Raw genomic sequence first — 16,805 nt, 5'->3', positions numbered from 1 at the left:
CGCTGACCTACTGTCAGGAGATGAGCAAACAGTGCGTGTTCTGCGACATCGTCGCCGGTGACAGTCCGAGTGTGACGGTGGCCGAGGACGATACGACCCTCGCGTTCATGGACATCAATCCGGCGTCCGACGGACACCTGTTGGTGATACCGAAGCGGCACAGCACCGATCTGCTCGACATCCCGGCCGAGGACCTGACCGCGGTGACTCTGTCGGCTCAGCGCATTGCCGCGGTCGCCGTCCGGGAACTCGGTGCCGACGGCGTCAATCTGCTCAACTGCTGCGGGGCCGACGCGTGGCAGACCGTGTTCCATTTCCATCTGCACGTCATCCCGAGGTACGTCGACAAGGCCAGAGATCGCCTCACCCTGCCGTGGACACCGACGCGGGGGCGCATGGACACGATCGCCGAACTGGGCGCCCGGCTCAGTGCTGCCGCGAACTGATCAGGCGGCCATCGCCTCTGCCGGTGTCGTGTCCGCGGCCTTCTCTCGCGCGCGCAGCGCCCAGATGTGGGTGAGAACATCCGTGGCGTAGGACAGGTCGAGCTTCTCGCCGCCCCAGTTGGGCAGGATGGCTGCAGGAGCTGTGGTGCGGTCGGGGCGGAACCGGGGTTCTGCGGCGATCGGTGGCGCCACCTCGATGAGGTCGCCTGCGGCAGTGTGGAACTCGAACTGTTGCGGCGCAGTGGGGACGATGCTGAATTCGTCGCGGTGCAGCCGACGGTGGTGCTCGCCGCAGAGCAGCACGAGGTTGTCGAGATCCGTGGCACCACCGTGTGACCAGAAGGCGACGTGGTGGACGTGCAGGAATCGGGTGCGGCCACACCCGGGCATCGTGCAGCAGCGGTCCCGCATGAAGACCGCCCGGATCTGTGCCGGGCTGGGTGTGCGGCGCCGGCGTCCCCAGGCCAGCACGGCGCCCTGCTGCACACGCACCGCGCGAACGATGGCGTCGCAGCGGGCCTCGTCACGCTCGTGGGTGTCGAGCGGTGGGCCGTCGTCGATGTGCGCGTCGCCGGTGGCGGAGTCCTCCACGATCAACACCTCGGCGCCGGGGGCGGTTTCGGGGACGTCGATCATGTCGCAGGCGATGTCGGACATCGCAATGACCGCAGGTGCGATGTTCGACGGGACGTTGCGCCACAGATCGGTGGGCAGGCCCGAGTCGCCCGGCGATCCCGGCAATTCTGGCGATTCCGGTGGTGCCGGTACATCGGGATCGTCGATGGTGCGGGTCCGCTCGTAGTCGCTGCGCACGACGCCGGCAAGGAACCGTGCGCCGTCGACCGGGTTGAGCCGCATCGACACTCGCAAGGTCCCGTCGTCGTCCCAGTTCCACCTGGCCGTGAAATCGGCGGGCGCGGCGTCGGGTGCCCCGCGCCGGTTGATGGTGCGCAGTCCACGGCAGAGGCGTTCGACCTGTTCGGCGGTCGACGACAGAGCGATGTCGACCAGTTCGGGTTCGCTGTCGGCGGTGGCCACGCGCGAGACGGCGCGCACCTTCGAATAGGACAGCCGCCCGTGCGCGAATGCGTCGTGCAGGTGTGGGAGGTCGGCGAGCGCATGGGCGACGCGCAACTGATCCTGCGCGGTCCGCCGTGACAGTCCGGTCTTCCACGACAACCACTGTGCGCACGACCGGATGTTGACCCCGTTCCACGCGCCCCGGGTGTCGAACTCCCGCAGCGCATCCAGGAACGTGCAGGTCTGTGCGGCCAGCTGGCCGGCGTGACCGATGACCGTGTCCTCGAGTTCCCCGTCTGACATGTCCACGAAATCCATTGCCATCCCTCCCCGGATGTGGTGAATCTATGGGGGAAGGATATCGACGGGCACCGACAAAAACGTTCCGCGGAACGCGGTGTGGATCAGCTGAGCGGCCACGACGTACCGGTCTGGCTCTCGGCCATCTCCCACAGTTGCCGGGCGGCGGCGAAATCGCAGGCGTTGCCGGTTCGCCCGGCCAGAGTGGGCCCACCCTTGTAGCCGAACCTGCTGTCGATGCCGACGTAGCTGCCCGGCGGGATCGGTTCGGTGAGGCAGTACAGGGTCGGGGCCGCACCGGCGGCGATGTCGTTGGCGAGGCGGCTGGCCACCATCTGGACGCCCTTGTGGAAGGTAGACATCAACGGGGTGTCGGAGACGTTCGAGATGTTCGACGCGACCCATCCCGGATGCGTCAGCTGAGAGGTCACCGGCGACCCCGACTCGCGTAGACGCCGATCGAGCTCGAGCCCCCACAGCATCACGGCCAGCTTCGACCGGGAGTAGGCGCCCATGATGTTCCACTTCCGCGACCGCAGGTGCAGGTCGTCGAGTCGGATGGTGGCCTGCTTGTGGGCGTCGGAACCGACGTTGACGATCTGCGACCGCACCCGGGGGAGAAGCAGGTTGGTGAGCGCGAACGGGCCGAGGAAGTTCGTGCCGATCGTCTTCTCGAACCCGTCGGCGGTCTCCTCGCGGCTCTGGGAGACGAGGCCGGCGTTGTTGATCAGGATGTCGACATCGTCGTCGAGACGCTCGGCGAACGCCCGGACCGACGCCAGATTGGACAGATCGATGTGCGCGACCTCGGTGGACCCGCCGATCTCGGTAGCCCGACGAGCACCCAGTTCGGTGTTGCGGACCGCGAGGATGACGTGTGCGCCTGCGTCGGCGAGGGCGCGTGCGGTCGCGAGCCCGACGCCGTTCGTCGCGCCGGTGACGATGATGCGTTGACCGCTGCGATCGCCGAGGCGTGCCGGGGTCCAGTGCTGATCTGAGGCCATGGGGCCCAGGGTAGGGCAGCCGGTACGGCCGGCTCAGTCCTTCCAGGGGCCGACGCCGCCGACCTTCTCGATTCGGATGCGGGTGATGTATCCGGGCGGCGCGTCCTGTGGCGGGAAGCCGGAGTCGGCAGGTGCGAGCGTGGCCGCGAGGTCGGACAGCAACTCGGGCGCACCGCCCTCGAGGATGTCGGCTGTGCCGTTGATCGCCAGGTAGGGCGTCATGAGAGCCGCCGGGGCTGATCCCAGGATGGTGACCGCGACGCGCGGGTCACGGCGGACGTTGCGCACCTTCTGATAGACCCCCAGGTGAGCGGTGAGCAGCTCGTCGCCCTCGGGCGTCGAGCGCAGCGCCACCCAGACGACCGACACCTGCGGGCTGCCGTCGGGGTTCAGGGTCACCAGGGTCGCGTCCGCGCCGGATCCGACCAGTGCGCGCGCCGAGTCGTTCAGCCTCATGGCACATCCAAGGCCGTCCGACGAGCGGGTATTCCCAACCGTCGACTCAGGTCTGGCAGCGGGTGCAGTGATAGAGGACGCGTTCCTCGCTGTCACCCTCACCCAGGAAGTCCCGGCTGATCGGGGTACCGCAGCGAAAGCACGGCTTCCGCCCGCGTCCGTAGACGTAGTAGCGCTTGCCGTTCACGTTCACACCGGTCGTCGTCCGGATGCGGGAGCGGTTCGCCTGCAACAGCCGGTGACACAGATCGACCATCGCCGGGACGTCCACGTCGGCAACCTTCCGGCGCGGATCCACCCCGCGCAGGAAGCAGGCCTCACAGCGGAAGACGTTGCCGACGCCGGCCATCAGGTGCTGGTCGAGCAGCGCGAGGCCGATGGGCCGATCGGGGTCGCGCAGGAGGTTTGCGACGGCGACATCGGTGTCCCAGGTGGGGCCGAGCAGGTCGGGGCCGATGTACGCCAACGCCCCGTCGGCATCCTCCACCATCTCGCAGATCCCCATCTCGAAGGCGACCGCCTCGTGGGTGTCGGTGCGCAGTACCAGCCGTGCGTGGAACGCGGGTCGACGCCACTTCGTCCCGATCGGATGGACATGCCACGCCCCCTCCATCTTCAGATGGGTGTGGATGGAGAGGTCGTCTCCGACGTCGATCAGATGGTGCTTGCCCACCGATCGCACCGATTCGACCGTCCGCCCGCTCAGATCAACCGTGGCGAACCGCGGCACGCGGAACTGGCAGTACTCGATCACCTTGCCCTCGAACGCCTTACGGACGCGAGCGGCGGCCTGGTACACGGAGTCGCCCTCGGGCACCTCAGCGCACCATGTGTCGCAGTCGGATGCCCCGAGGTGTGGCCGTGAAACCTGATTCGGTGAGCGCGGTGGCCAGATCGGTCCCGAAGATCGGGTCGCCGTCGACGCGTTCGATCAGCAGTTTGCTGACGCCGCCGGATCGGACGGTCGCGGCGAGCGCGGTGGCCGCGGGCACGAGGTCGGCGGCACGCTCGCCGAAGGTCAGGACCGTCTTGCCGCCGCGCTCGACGAACAGCGTCAGACGCCCGTCGACGAGCACCACCAGGGCGCCCGGTTTGCGACCGGGTCGGTGCCCCGCGTTCTCGGTGGTCGTCGACTCCGGCCACGTCAACGCCGCGCCGAACGGGTTGGCCGGGTCGGTGGCGGCCAGCACGGTGGCGTTCTGCGGGCCGCCACGTTCGTCGGTCGCGTCCTCGGTGTGCTCGCGTAGTGCGTCGACGGTGCCGGTCGCAGCGAACTGCGCGCCACCGAGACCGTCAACGTAATAGCCGCGCCGGACTTTGCCGCTGTCCTCGAAACCGCTCAGCGCCTTGTAGATCCGCGCGAACCCGCCCAACACCCCCTCGTTGCTCACCGAGCCCTTGGTGACGACCCCGTACCGCTCGAGCAACTGCTCGCAGATCCCGTGCGTCGACACCGTCGGGTCGTCGACCCGCGCGTCGAGTGCGAACCAGCGGCCGGAGACGGTGGGCGGCGTCTGCCGCAACGACATCTGCGACTCGCTGAGGTATCGGGTGGACAGCCGGTGTCCCCGCAACCGTGGTGCCCGTCCGCGACTGCGATGCGCGGGCGTACCGCGTGGTGTGCCCGGCGACTTCCGTGGGCTGAGCAATGCCCGCACCGGCGCGAAGGTGTCGTTGCTGATCTGACCGGCCCACACCAGGTCCCACAGGGCGCGCTCGAGATCGGCGTCACCGGGAACCGGGCCGTCGTCGGTGCTCGCGGGGGCGAGCTGACGGAACTGGTAGGCGCCGCCGTGCTCGAGGTGTCCGAGCAGCCCGCGATGGACGTCGGTGATGTCGATCTCGGCGGGTTCGGGAAGCGTCAGCGGCGCCAGATCGGTGGGGTGCAGGCTGATCCACCCGTCGGCGGTGCCGAGTCGGCCGTGCCCGGCCCACGCCACCTCGCCGCTCGACATGAGCTCGTCGAGCATCCCCGCCCGGTAGTCGGCGACCCGGGCGGGCAGGATCAGCGACTCCCACGCCGACGCCGGGATGGGCACACCGGCGAGTTGGTCGATCACGGTGGACACTCCGTCCGGGCCGCGCAGGGGTTTTCGGGAGTCGCTCGCCTGCGGGTCGGAGGGTCGGAGATGTTGCCAGTCGAGCAGGAATCGCGAGAACGCGTCGACCGAGACCGGGGCGATCTCGGCGCGACTCGCGGCGAGCGACCCCCGGCGGATCTGGGCGAGCACCTCGGTGTTGCACCACTGCTGGGCGTCGGGGGTGGTGTCGGCCGGCTCCGGACGGAAATCACCCTCGATCACGCGCCGCTCGGATGCCAACCTGCGCAAGGTGTCCCGGACCACCGCGACCGGGATGCCGACCGAGGTCGAGGCCTCGGCCACCGTGAACGGCCCGTGTGTGCGGGCGAAACGGGCGACGAGGTCGCCGACGGGGTCGGGCACCGGTTCGCTGAACGCGGCAGGCACACCCATCGGCGCCGGGATGCCGAGGGCGTCGCGCAGGCGGGCGGTGTCCTCGATGGCCGCCCACAGGACGGCGCCGGCGTGGTTGACCGAGATGACGCGGTTGGTCAGCTGCAGGTTCTCGACCAGCTCGCGTGGAGTCGCGGGGGAATCGTCGAGAGTGAAGCGCTCGGCGATCTGCTCGTCGGTGAGCGGCCCGAGCCAGCGGAGCAGGTCGGCGATGCCCTCGGCGTCGTGTGCACGGCGATCCGGGTGGGTGCGTTGCAGCTTGGCCTCGACGTCGGCGATGACGCCGGGGTCGAGCAGCTCGCGCAGGTCGACGCGTCCGAGGAGCTGGGCCAGCAGCGCGGTGTCCAACGACAGTGCCGCAGCACGCCGCTCGGCCAGTGGGGCGTCGTCGGCGTACATGAACGCGCCGACGTAGCCGAACAGCAGTGATGCGGCCAACGGTGACGGGGAGTCGGTCTCGGTCTCGACGATGCGGATCTTCCGGGTCGAGATGCCGGTGAGCAGGTCGGTGAGCGCAGGTAGGTCGTAGACGTCCTGCAGGCATTCGCGCATCGTCTCGAGGATGATCGGGAACTGGGGGAACTTGGCTGCGACGGAGAGCAACTGGGCGCTGCGTTGACGCTGCTGCCACAGGGGCGCGCGCTTGCCGGGGTTGCGGCGGGGGAGCAGCAACGCGCGGGCTGCACACTCGCGGAAGCGGCTCGCGAACATCGCCGATCCGCCCAGCTCCTCGGTGACGATGTCCTCGATCTCGTCGGGGTCGATGACGAACAGCGAGGCGCCGGGCGGGTCGTCGTCGGTGTCGGGCAGGCGCACGATGATGCCGTCGTCGGACGCGGTGGTGGCCCCGTCGAGCCCGAGTCGATCCCGCAGTCGCGCACCGATGGCACTGGCCCACGGCGCGTGCACCCGCAGGCCGTAGGGGGAGTGCAGGATGACCCGCCAGTCGCCGAGTTCGTCACGGAACCTCTCGACGACCAGGGTGCGGTCGGTGGGGAGGTGACCGGTCGCATCGCGCTGCTCGGCGACGAGGGTGCGCAGGTTGTCCCGCGCGTAGTCGGTCAGACCGAGCTCACGTGCACGGTCCTCGAGAACGGTCGACGTGCCCGAACTGAGGTCGTCGGCGATCTCACCCATGAACTTGCCGATGGCGGCCCCGAGCTCGCTGGGCCGACCCACCGCGTCGCCGATCCAGAACGGCAGCCGGCCCGGCGACCCGAATGCCGGTGACACCAGCACGCGGTCATGGGTGATGTCCTCGATGCGCCAGCTCGACGCGCCGAGTGCGAAGACGTCGCCCACGCGGGACTCGTAGACCATCTCCTCGTCGAGTTCGCCGACGCGCGTGCCCTTCTCGCCGACCATGAACACGGCGAACATGCCGCGGTCGGGGATGGAACCGCCCGAGGTCACCGCGAGTCGTTGTGCGCCCGGGCGCCCGGAGATCGTCGACGCGTCGCGATCCCAGACGACGCGGGGCCGTAGCTCGGCGAACTCGTCGGACGGATACCGCCCCGACAGCAGGTCGAGGGTCGCCTCGTACGCCGACCGGGGCAGCGTCTTGTAGGGCGCGGAACGACGCACGGTGTCGAACCACGCCTCGACGTCGAGGACGTCGACGGCGCTGGCCGCCACGGTGTGCTGGGCGAGGATGTCGAGCGGATTGGCGGGAACCGCGATCTCCTCGATCAGCCCGTCACGCATGCGCGAGACCGCCACGGTGCTGTGGATGAGGTCGGCCCGGTGTTTGGGGAACAGCACGCCCTTGCTGATCTCGCCCACCTGGTGCCCGGCGCGACCCACGCGCTGCAGCCCGCTGGCCACCGACGGCGGCGTCTCGACCTGGATGACGAGATCGACCGCGCCCATGTCGATACCGAGTTCGAGTGAGCTCGTCGCCACGACGCAGCGCAGCCGACCGGCCTTGAGGTCGTCCTCGATGAGCGCGCGCTGCTCCTTCGACACCGACCCGTGGTGGGCGCGGGCGAGCAGCGGCTCGGCACCGGAGCTGGCACCGCTGCCCATGACGTAGGCGGGCGCCCCGCCGGGCACGGACGGGTTCGGCCCCTTCTCCACGGGATCGCCGATCCGTTCGGCGTGGATCTCGTTGAGCCGTGCGGTGAGCCGCTCGGAAAGCCGCCGCGAGTTGGTGAACACGATGGTGGACCGGTTCTTCTCGACCAGATCGACGATGCCGTTCTCCACGTAGGGCCACAACGAGCCGGCCGTGGGCGCGGTCTCGTCATCGAACTCCCCGACCCCGGGCGGGGCGGGGATGTTGGCCATGTCCGGGACGGGGACGTCGACCTGCAGATCGAACGTCTTGGCCGCGGGCGGCGAGACGATGGTGCACGGTGCGGCCCCGGCCAGGAACCCCGCGACGCGGTCGGCGGGTCGGACCGTCGCCGACAACCCGATGCGCTGCACCGGCGCGGTCAGCAAGTCGTCCAGGCGTTCCAGCGACAACGCCAGGTGGGTACCGCGTTTGGTGGCCGCGACCGCGTGCACCTCGTCGACGATGACCGTGTGCACCGACGTCAACGTCTCGCGCGCCGACGACGTCAGCATCAGGAACAACGACTCGGGCGTGGTGATGAGGATGTCCGGTGGTGTGCGCAGCAGCAGTCGGCGTTGCGCGGTCGGGGTGTCGCCGGATCGGACGCCCACGGTGATGTCGGGGGCGGGCAGACCCAGGGCGACCGCAGAGCGTGTGATCCCCGCCAACGGGGCCCGCAGGTTGCGCTCGACGTCGACCGCGAGGGCCTTGAGCGGGGAGATGTAGAGGACCGTGGTGCCTACGCGGGACGGCGCGTCGGGAGAACCCGGGGTCGGTGCGGCGTGTTCGGACGCGAGACGGTCGAGCGCCCACAGGAACGCCGAGAGCGTCTTGCCGGACCCCGTCGGCGCCACCACCAGGGTGTGGGCTCCGTCGGCGATGGCGTTCCACGCCCCGATCTGGGCCGGGGTCGGGGCCGAGAACGCACCGGTGAACCAGTCGCGGGTGGGCGCGCTGAACCGCGCGAGCACGTCGGCAGCGACGGTGGTGGTCATCGGTCCATGATCCACCACACCACCGACAACTCTCCCGCCTCGCCGGGCGATGCGTATTGACCAGCGGTGATGGTCGGCAATACAGTCATGCGAGCTGTGCGCGGGGAACCCGGTGAGAATCCGGGACGGTCGCGCCACTGTGAGGTCACCCGCGAGGTGAGCGAGTCAGGTAACCGACGCACGGCACACATCACCCCACGACACGGGACGCGCAATCCCGTAGAGGAGCAACATGTCGAACACATCTGTCGCCACCGCGAGCCGCCCCGGTTCGCTGGTTCTCGACACCCCGGACATCTCGGTGGTCAACACCGCCCTGTGGCTCACCGCCACCACCGCAGTCGCGGCGCTGGCCTACTACTTCCTCGGCTACGACCAGGGCGCCGTCTCGGTGTTCGGCGCCGACACCCACGTGCACGAGTTCGTCCACGACGCCCGTCACTTCCTCGGCTTCCCCTGCCACTGAGCACCCCACACGCCTCGTAGCGAAGGAAGTCGACAACTCCATGGAGAAGAAATTCATCGGCGCCGGACTCATCTCGGGTCTCGTCGCCGGATTGTTCGCGTTCGTGTTCGCTCGGATCTTCATCGAGCCGCAGGTGGCCAAGGCCATCGATTACGAGGGTGGCCGCAGCGCAGCCGAGGAGATGCTCGCCGGCGAGCACGGTGCCCACGAGCACGGTGAGGTCTTCACCCGCTCGGTACAGGAGAACATCGGTGCCGGCGTCGGCTCGATCGTCTTCGGACTGGCCATGGGCGCGGTCTTCGCGGTGATCTTCACCGTCCTGTGGGCCTACGTCGGTCGGCGGTACCCGCTGGTCGATCCCCGTCTCGTCGCCGGACTGCTGGCGTTCGGCGGATTCGTCGCGGTCTACCTCGTGCCGTTCGGCAAGTACCCGGCCAACCCGCCCGCCGTCGGCAACGACGACACCATCGGCTCGCGCAGCGGGTCCTACCTGACGATGACGCTGGTGTCGTTGGTCGTCGCGATCGCAGCAGTGGTCCTGGCCTTCTGGTTGCTGCCCCGCATCGGCGGCCTGTACGCGTTGATCGTCTCGGCGGTCGGCTATCTCACCGTCGTCGGTGTCGCGATGGCGCTGCTGCCGAGTTTCGACGAGGTGCCCACGGCCCTGACCGCCCCGGACGGGGCAATCGTGTTCCCGGGATTCCCCGGTGACGTCGTCGGGACGTTCCGCTTCTACTCGATCGCCAACCAGATGATCCTGTGGACGGTTCTCGGACTCGTCTTCGCGGTCGTGCTCACACGACTGGCCACACGTCGCACCACGGCGGCCTCGGCGGAGTCGCTTCGCTGACCGTCCGGGTCATCGCCGCCGGGCGCACGGGTCCCAACCGGGACCTGAGGTTCGGATCAGAGCACCACGACCTCGACGAGACCGGCCGGCGGGACTGCCGCCGGCTCGTCGAGAGTTCGGTGGGTTCCCCGCCGGACGGTGTGGCGCTCTGCGGTCCGGAGGCGTCGGTGGTGCAGACCGCCGACGTGCTCGGTGTCGACGCCCGCGTCGACACCGACCTGAGCACCCTCGACCTGGGACGCTGGCGCGGTCGGGCGCCGGAGGACATCCCGGTCGGCGAACTGCGCGACTGGTTCACCGACATCGCCTCGGTGCCCCACGGCGGCGAGAGCATCGCGGATTTCGTTGCACGCATAGGCGACTGGATCGACCGGACCAGGACCCCGGAGATGATCCTCGTCGTCTCCATGCCGGTGGCGCAGGCCGTCCTCGCGTACACCCGGCACGGCGGTCCGGACGACTATTGGGCGATCGAGGTGGAACCGGCCTCCGAGCACACGGTGTTTCTGCCACTGGACAGTGGCGAGGATCGGTGTCACTCTGATACACAGAAATGAAGCAAGTTTCACTTTTTGTTTCATCGTTGTCCGACAGTGACGCCATCAGCGCGGAGGAAATGCCCCATGTACGAATGGTCCGAAGAAGATCTCATGATCCGCGATGCCCTTCGCGGGTTCATCGACAAAGAGGTCCGACCGCACCTCGACGAGCTCGAGACCGGCGTGCTCCCGCCCTATGACATCGCGCGGAAGCTGTACACCACCTTCGGCGTCGACCAGATGGCGCGGGAGGGGCTGGAGAAGGAACTCGAGTCCGAGGCCACCGGTGAGGCCAAGCCCGGTGCCGTCAGCGGCGGCATGGGTGACAGCACCTTCATGCTGCTCAACACCGAGCTCGCGGGCGTCAGCCTCGGCATCATCGCATCGCTGGGTGTCTGTCAGCTCACCGTCGGGACGATCCGATCGAAGGGCACGTTGGCGCAGAAGAAGCGTTGGCTGCCCGAGCTGGTGACGCTCGAGAAGATCGGCGCCTGGGCCATCACCGAACCCGACTCCGGGTCCGATGCGCTGGGCGGCATGAAGACAACCGTCAAGCGCGACGGTGAGGACTACATCCTCAAGGGCAACAAGACCTTCATCACGAACGGCCCCTACGCCGACACCATCGTCGTGTTCGCGAAGCTCGACGAGGGAGACGGCACCCCGATCCGCGACCGCAAGGTCCTGTCCTTCGTGCTCGACAAGGGCATGGAGGGACTCACCCAGGGCAAGCCGTTCAAGAAGATGGGGATGATGAGCTCGCCCACCGGCGAGCTGTTCTTCGACAACGTCCGCGTGTCGCCGGACCGTCTCCTCGGCGAGACCGAGGACACCGGAGCGGACAAGCGCGGCGGCGAGGGCGCGAAGGCCGGCTTCACCATGGAGCGTGTCGGGATCGCGGCGCTGTCGCTGGGCATCATCAACGAGTGCCTGCGCCTGTCGGTCGACTACGCCCGCAACCGCACGCTGTGGGGCAAGAACATCGGACAGTTCCAGCTCATCCAGCTCAAGCTCGCCGAGATGGAGATCGCGCGGATCAACGTGCAGAACATGATCTTCAGCGCGCTCGAGCGCGGCAAGGACCGGAAATCGATCAGCCTGTCGGAGGCGTCGGCGATGAAGCTGTACTCGTCGAAGGCGGCCACCGACGTGGCCATGGAGGCCGTGCAGCTGTTCGGCGGCAACGGCTACATGGCCGAGTACCGCGTGGAGCAGCTGGCGCGCGACGCGAAGTCGCTCATGATCTATGCCGGTAGCAACGAGATCCAGGTGACCCACGTGGCCAAGGGACTTCTCGCGGGTACGTGATCGAGCAGAACGAGACGACCGCCGAGCCCACAGGGCCCGGCGGTCGTTTCGTCTGTGGCTGTCGCGCCTAGGCGCCGATCGCGCGCCCGAGCTGCGGCCAGGACCGGTGCAGCTCGTCCTCCCAGTACCCCCACGAATGCGTGCCCCCGTCGGGGAAGTGGAACGTGGCGGGGATCTTCAACTGGCCCAGGCGTTCTGCCAGCTGATGGGTGCAGGCGTTGGTGGCGGCCTCGATCGGACCACCGAGGATGATCTGCGAGCCGAGGTCGGCACCCGGGCGCAGGTCCGCCTGGTTGTCGTACTTGCCGGGCAGTCCGCTACCGCTGGAGATGTAGAGGCTCGTCCCGCGCAGCTTGGGGGCGGTCACCAGGGCGTCGTGCGCGGACCAGTTCGGTCCGGGGTAGCGCCCCCACATGTTGGTCACGTTCGCGCCACCGCGGCTCTCGACCACGAGGCGGACGTAGGCCTGACCCGCCGGGCTCGACGACGCGGCACAACCGCTGTAGGCGCCGACCGCGCGGTACAGACCCGGATGTTCGACGGCCAGGTTCAGCACCGACGACGCCGAGGACGAGATGCCGGCGATCGCGTTGCGACCGGTGGTCGAGAACGCCTGATCGATGATCGTGGGCAGTTCCTTGCCGAGGAACGTCGACCACAACGGCTTGCCCAGCACCTTGTCGGTGCGTTCCCAGTCGGTGTAGTAGCTGTAGGCGCCCGCATTGGGCGTGATGACGTTGACGTTCTTGTCGGAGAAGAACTTCACGACGTCGGTCTGTCGCTCCCAGGTCGCCGCGTCCTCACCGCCACCCGCGCCGTTGAGCAGGTAGAGCGTGGGCCGCGGGGCACTGCGATCCTTGGGCAGGATCACCGACAGCGGGATGACCTTGTTCATCGCGGCCGAACGCACCTCGATGTTCAGCTGTCGATCGCCGGTCTTGGTGACCGAGACGAGTTTCGAACCGTCCGGCGACGTGGCGCCGGGAACGGGGAGAGGGGCTGCGGTCGCGGTCGGGACGACGACGGTCCCCGCCATGACGACTGCGGCGGCCGCGGCTGCGGTCAGCAGTGCGGTGCGCACACGGGCAACCGGGGTCCGGTGAGACAAGGGTCCTGGCCTTTCGAAGGAGGTTGGTCGATCCTATCCTCGACTATCGCTCGCAGACGCCAAGGTCTTACAGTTCGGCCGAAGGGGCGACAGTCAGACCGAGTGCGCCCTCGACGAAGCGGGTGACCGCCGCACTGCCCACCGCGAGCGCCTCGGTATGATCGGCGCGGTACGCCGAGGTCAGGTACGCATGGTCCGGCCGCCGGTCGTCCCTGGTGACCGCGATGAGCGCGATCAGTTCGCCGGTGGTCGGTTCGCACACCGCCCAGGTGAACCGCGTCTCGTCGGCCCACCACGATGCGGCGTCGGTGACGAACTGCGCGGGCGAGTCGCTCGCGGTCCCGAGCAGGCCGGTCTCGCCGAGCGCGGTCACGTCGGTGACCCGGTCGTCGTCGCGCAGAGCGCGCAGGTACCACGCGCCCGCGTTGATCTCCACGGGTTCCATCGCGGAGGCCGGGGCCGGTGCTACTTGAGCTCGAGCAGGACGGTGCCCTGGGTGACCGCGGAGCCGGGCTCGACGGACAGGCCGGTGACCGTGCCGTCCTTGTGCGCGGTGACCGGGTTCTCCATCTTCATCGCCTCGAGCACGACGACGAGTTCACCGGCGGAGACCTCCTGGCCCTCGGTGACGGCGACCTTGACCACGGTGCCCTGCATCGGGGCGGCCACGGCGTCACCGGACACGGCTGCGGCCCCTCCCTTGGTGCGCGTGCGGGCCTTGGGCTTCTTGCGGATCGCGCCGCCTCCCGCGCCGTTCGCGCCGGCCAGGGCGAGGTCGCCGGGCAGGGAGACCTCCACTCGACGGCCACCGACCTCGACCACCACGTTGTGTCGCGGCGCGGCGTCGTCCTCCTCGATGGGCTGGCCACCGGTGTAGGGCTCGATCGGGTTGTCCCAGTCGGTTTCGATCCACTTGGTGTAGATGTCGAACTTCTCCACGCCGTTGTCGTCCACAGACGCCATGAAAGCGGGGTTGGAGACGATGTGGCGGTGGAAGGGCAGCACGGTGGCCAGGCCCTCGACCTCGAACTCGGCCAGCGCGCGACGCGATCGCTCCAGCGCCTGCTCGCGGTTCTCGCCGGTCACGATCAGCTTGGCCAGCATCGAGTCGAATCCGCCGCCGATGACATCGCCCTGGACGACACCGGAGTCGACGCGCACGCCCGGGCCGGTCGGCTCCTTGTAGACGGTGATGGGGCCGGGGGCGGGCAGGAAGTTGCGGCCCGCGTCCTCGCCGTTGATGCGGAACTCGAAGGAGTGTCCGCGCGGTGTGGGGTCCTCGGTGAACTCGAGCTTCTCGCCGGCGGCGATGCGGAACTGCTGGCGGACGAGGTCGATGCCCGCGGTCTCCTCGGTGACGGGGTGTTCGACCTGCAGGCGGGTGTTGACCTCGAGGAACGAGACGAGGCCGTCGGAGCCGACGAGGAACTCGACGGTCCCGGCGCCGTAGTAGCCCGCCTCGCGGCAGATGGCCTTGGCCGATGAGTGGATCTTCTCGCGCTGCTCGGTGGTCAGGAAGGGCGCGGGGGCCTCCTCGACGAGCTTCTGGAAGCGCCGCTGCAGCGAGCAGTCGCGGGTGCCGGCGACGATGACGTTGCCGTGCTGGTCGGCGATCACCTGGGCCTCGACGTGACGGGCCTTGTCGAGGTAGCGCTCGACGAAGCACTCGCCGCGACCGAAGGCCGAGACGGCCTCGCGGGTGGCCGAGTCGAACAGCTCCGGGATCTCGGCGATCGTGTAGGCGACCTTCATGCCGCGGCCACCGCCACCGAACGCCGCCTTGATCGCGACCGGGACACCGTGCTCTTCGGCGAACGCGACGATCTCGTCGGCGTTCTTGACGGGGTCCTTGGTACCCGGCGCCATGGGGGCGTCGGCCTTGAGGGCGATGTGGCGGGCGGTGACCTTGTCGCCGAGGTCGCGGATCGACTGCGGTGACGGTCCGATCCACACCAGGTCGGCATCGATCACGGCCTGGGCGAAGTCGGCGTTCTCGGAGAGGAATCCGTATCCGGGGTGGATGGCATCGGCGCCGGACTTGGCGGCGGCGTCGAGGATCTTGTCGAACACCAGGTACGACTCCGCGGAGCTCTGACCGCCCAGTGCGAAGGCCTCGTCGGCCAGCTTGACGAACAGTGCGTCGGCGTCGGGCTCGGCGTAGACCGCCACACTGCCCAGGCCCGCATCGCGCGCGGCGCGGATCACCCGGACGGCGATCTCACCGCGATTGGCGACGAGGACTTTGCTGATCACCGGACTGGCATGACTGGGCACGTGTTCTCCTGTGGCGATGTGACGCGGATGTGAGGTGCTGGCACCGAAAAGTACCCTAACGCACCGAGCGATTGATCGGTTCGGCGGTCAAGTGTTGTGTGGCGCGAAGGTGCTCTGATCGCCGATACCGCGCACGATGTCGCCGAAGGTGACCAGGAATCGACTGACCTCCCCGTGCGCCGGTCCCGACGCCGGGAACCGGGCCGATATGCGTACCCCGGACGGGGTGCGGTTGACCCAGATGAACACCTCGTCGGTGGAGTAGCTGTGGCTGCGGAGCACCCGCGCCCCACCGGCGTCGGCCTCGGCGGCGTTGGGCGCATGCCGGGTGTCGATGAACGACACCACGAACTTCGGTTCGCCCTCGTAGCCCAGCAATCCCGCCACCCGTAGGAACGGGATGCCTGCGGCCACCCGCGCCTGCCGCAGCTCGGCGGTGGCGCGGCCGATGAGCTGATCGAACGAGACGACCCCGGTGGTGTCGAGGTAGAGCGGCGACACCGCCACGAACCAGCCCAGTGCGCCCAGCCAACGCCCCTCGGACCGCGTGTGCCGCGGTGTGATGCAGCGGAATTCCTCGCCGCCACCGACCTCGCGGTAGGCCAGCGCCAGTGCGGACAGGATGCCCGCGAACAGGTTTCCCCCGGCCGCCGAACACACCGCGGTGAACCGGTTGGCCGCGTCGTCGTCGAGCAGCTCCATCGTCACCGAGGACTGGGGCTGCGGCGGGGCGTCGGCGCCCTCCCCCGGAGCCGACCCCGATGTCGCGAACCTCGGCATCTGGCGATCGGTCGCCAGCAGATAGTTGTCCCAGGCGACGACCGCGGGGTGCTCACGGTCGGCGGCGTCGGCGACACGGCGTTCCTCGGCGCTGAAGTCGACGTAGCTGCCCACCGGCGGCAGTTCGGGTTCCCGGCGTTCCCGGGCGGCGCGGTAGAGCTCGACGAGTTCGTGCTGGGCCAGGATCAGCGAGTAGCCGTCGAGCAGCGAGTGGTCGCCGGCGAACAGCAGCGTGAACGTGCGTTCGCGTGCCACCGTCGCGAACAAGTACGCGGGCCACTGCAGCGGTGCGGTGGCCCGGTCGAACGTGCCCGCGAGCTGATCGAGCAGCGGACCGGCCTCGGCGTACCACCGGACCCGCCCCATCTTCAGGGCCACCGATCCCGGCGGGGTGGACAACCGCGCCATCCCGGTGTTCTTGATGATGACGTGGCTGCGCAGTACCTCGTGCCGGTCGATCCACCGGGTCAGTGCCGTGCGGATCGCCGGTACCGACATGGGTTCGTCGAACTCGATGGCCAGACCCAGCCAGGACTCCCGACCACCCTCACGCTGTGTCCGCCAGCGGTATTCGAGCGCACCACGCAGGTGCAGTTCGTGGTTGTGTGACGTCGGCCGGGGGTCGCTGTTCCAGTTCGCGAACCCGCCGAGGGTGTGCGGTGACCACTCGACCAGTCCGCCGGGGTCGACGGGCTGGTCCATCATCTGGATGAACTTCATGGCGGGCGG

General features: G+C 68.7%; 14 protein-coding genes and 1 riboswitch. Of the genes, 5 read left to right on the top strand and 9 right to left on the bottom strand.

Annotated elements, in window-relative coordinates; genetic code table 11:
* The first annotated feature begins 20 nt into the window (after positions 1 to 20).
* Positions 21 to 446 (top strand): HIT family protein, encoded by a 426-nt coding sequence (locus IEV93_RS14515; protein ID WP_188490713.1) that lies wholly within the window; start codon positions 21 to 23, stop codon positions 444 to 446.
* On the opposite strand, the gene IEV93_RS14510 is transcribed toward IEV93_RS14515, so the two are convergent.
* From IEV93_RS14510 to IEV93_RS14490, 5 genes are all read right to left on the bottom strand, one after another.
* Positions 447 to 1,784, bottom strand: coding sequence for an HNH endonuclease signature motif containing protein (locus IEV93_RS14510; RefSeq protein ID WP_229705196.1), 1,338 nt, complete (start codon positions 1,782 to 1,784; stop codon positions 447 to 449).
* An 86-nt stretch (positions 1,785 to 1,870) separates the two neighbouring features.
* Positions 1,871 to 2,770 (bottom strand): SDR family NAD(P)-dependent oxidoreductase, encoded by a 900-nt coding sequence (locus IEV93_RS14505; protein ID WP_188490711.1) that lies wholly within the window; start codon positions 2,768 to 2,770, stop codon positions 1,871 to 1,873.
* Between the two features lie 33 nt (positions 2,771 to 2,803).
* Positions 2,804 to 3,226 carry a PPOX class F420-dependent oxidoreductase gene (locus IEV93_RS14500; protein ID WP_188490710.1) on the bottom strand — a complete coding sequence of 141 codons (423 nt, stop codon included), beginning with the start codon at positions 3,224 to 3,226 and terminating at the stop codon, positions 2,804 to 2,806.
* A gap of 46 nt (positions 3,227 to 3,272) precedes the next feature.
* Complete coding sequence (locus IEV93_RS14495) at positions 3,273 to 4,043, bottom strand: DNA-formamidopyrimidine glycosylase family protein (protein WP_188490709.1); 771 nt, start codon at positions 4,041 to 4,043, stop codon at positions 3,273 to 3,275.
* 1 nt (position 4,044) lies between these two features.
* Entirely contained in the window at positions 4,045 to 8,751 is a 4,707-nt protein-coding gene (locus tag IEV93_RS14490) for an ATP-dependent helicase (RefSeq protein ID WP_188490708.1), read from the bottom strand.
* 103 nt (positions 8,752 to 8,854) lie between these two features.
* Positions 8,855 to 8,926: riboswitch (cobalamin riboswitch) on the top strand.
* Between the two features lie 57 nt (positions 8,927 to 8,983).
* On the opposite strand from IEV93_RS14490, the gene IEV93_RS14485 reads away from it, so the two are divergent.
* From IEV93_RS14485 to IEV93_RS14470, 4 genes are all read left to right on the top strand, one after another.
* On the top strand, positions 8,984 to 9,217 hold the full coding sequence (locus IEV93_RS14485; RefSeq protein WP_188490707.1) for a CbtB domain-containing protein: 234 nt from the start codon (positions 8,984 to 8,986) through the stop codon (positions 9,215 to 9,217).
* Between the two features lie 40 nt (positions 9,218 to 9,257).
* Positions 9,258 to 10,067 (top strand): CbtA family protein, encoded by an 810-nt coding sequence (locus tag IEV93_RS14480; RefSeq protein WP_188490706.1) that lies wholly within the window; start codon positions 9,258 to 9,260, stop codon positions 10,065 to 10,067.
* The gene (locus tag IEV93_RS14475) at positions 9,977 to 10,624 is read left to right on the top strand and encodes a histidine phosphatase family protein (protein ID WP_229705195.1); all 648 of its coding nucleotides are present in this window, start codon (positions 9,977 to 9,979) and stop codon (positions 10,622 to 10,624) included. The genes IEV93_RS14480 and IEV93_RS14475 overlap by 91 nt, the downstream gene beginning before the upstream one ends.
* Positions 10,625 to 10,690: 66 nt before the next feature.
* Entirely contained in the window at positions 10,691 to 11,914 is a 1,224-nt protein-coding gene (locus tag IEV93_RS14470; RefSeq protein WP_188490705.1) for an acyl-CoA dehydrogenase family protein, read from the top strand.
* A gap of 67 nt (positions 11,915 to 11,981) precedes the next feature.
* Here IEV93_RS14470 and IEV93_RS14465 read toward each other — a convergent pair whose 3' ends face one another.
* The 4 genes from IEV93_RS14465 to IEV93_RS14450 form a co-directional block, all read right to left on the bottom strand.
* Complete coding sequence (locus IEV93_RS14465; RefSeq protein WP_188491572.1) at positions 11,982 to 12,950, bottom strand: alpha/beta hydrolase; 969 nt, start codon at positions 12,948 to 12,950, stop codon at positions 11,982 to 11,984.
* Between the two features lie 139 nt (positions 12,951 to 13,089).
* Positions 13,090 to 13,467 (bottom strand): GNAT family N-acetyltransferase, encoded by a 378-nt coding sequence (locus IEV93_RS14460; RefSeq protein ID WP_188490704.1) that lies wholly within the window; start codon positions 13,465 to 13,467, stop codon positions 13,090 to 13,092.
* Positions 13,468 to 13,487: 20 nt separating this feature from the next.
* The gene (locus tag IEV93_RS14455; RefSeq protein ID WP_188490703.1) at positions 13,488 to 15,296 is read right to left on the bottom strand and encodes an acetyl/propionyl/methylcrotonyl-CoA carboxylase subunit alpha; all 1,809 of its coding nucleotides are present in this window, start codon (positions 15,294 to 15,296) and stop codon (positions 13,488 to 13,490) included.
* A gap of 87 nt (positions 15,297 to 15,383) precedes the next feature.
* Complete coding sequence (locus IEV93_RS14450) at positions 15,384 to 16,796, bottom strand: condensation domain-containing protein (RefSeq protein WP_188490702.1); 1,413 nt, start codon at positions 16,794 to 16,796, stop codon at positions 15,384 to 15,386.
* Between the last annotated feature and the right edge of the window lie 9 nt (positions 16,797 to 16,805).

The sequence above is a fragment of the Williamsia phyllosphaerae genome (assembly GCF_014635305.1).
Taxonomy (GTDB): domain Bacteria; phylum Actinomycetota; class Actinomycetes; order Mycobacteriales; family Mycobacteriaceae; genus Williamsia_A; species Williamsia_A phyllosphaerae.
Note: the sequence above shows the minus strand (reverse complement) of the source record. Positions and strands in the feature narration are given on the sequence as shown.

Coding starts and splice junctions, on each gene's coding strand:
- IEV93_RS14480 (WP_188490706.1), top strand. CDS start 9,258: ATGGAGAAGAAATTCATCGGCGCCGGACTCATCTCGGGTCTCGTCGCC.
- IEV93_RS14500 (WP_188490710.1), bottom strand. CDS start 3,226: ATGAGGCTGAACGACTCGGCGCGCGCACTGGTCGGATCCGGCGCGGAC.
- IEV93_RS14490 (WP_188490708.1), bottom strand. CDS start 8,751: ATGACCACCACCGTCGCTGCCGACGTGCTCGCGCGGTTCAGCGCGCCC.
- IEV93_RS14450 (WP_188490702.1), bottom strand. CDS start 16,796: ATGAAGTTCATCCAGATGATGGACCAGCCCGTCGACCCCGGCGGACTG.
- IEV93_RS14515 (WP_188490713.1), top strand. CDS start 21: ATGAGCAAACAGTGCGTGTTCTGCGACATCGTCGCCGGTGACAGTCCG.
- IEV93_RS14465 (WP_188491572.1), bottom strand. CDS start 12,950: ATGGCGGGGACCGTCGTCGTCCCGACCGCGACCGCAGCCCCTCTCCCC.
- IEV93_RS14470 (WP_188490705.1), top strand. CDS start 10,691: ATGTACGAATGGTCCGAAGAAGATCTCATGATCCGCGATGCCCTTCGC.
- IEV93_RS14505 (WP_188490711.1), bottom strand. CDS start 2,770: ATGGCCTCAGATCAGCACTGGACCCCGGCACGCCTCGGCGATCGCAGC.
- IEV93_RS14485 (WP_188490707.1), top strand. CDS start 8,984: ATGTCGAACACATCTGTCGCCACCGCGAGCCGCCCCGGTTCGCTGGTT.
- IEV93_RS14460 (WP_188490704.1), bottom strand. CDS start 13,467: ATGGAACCCGTGGAGATCAACGCGGGCGCGTGGTACCTGCGCGCTCTG.
- IEV93_RS14510 (WP_229705196.1), bottom strand. CDS start 1,784: ATGGATTTCGTGGACATGTCAGACGGGGAACTCGAGGACACGGTCATC.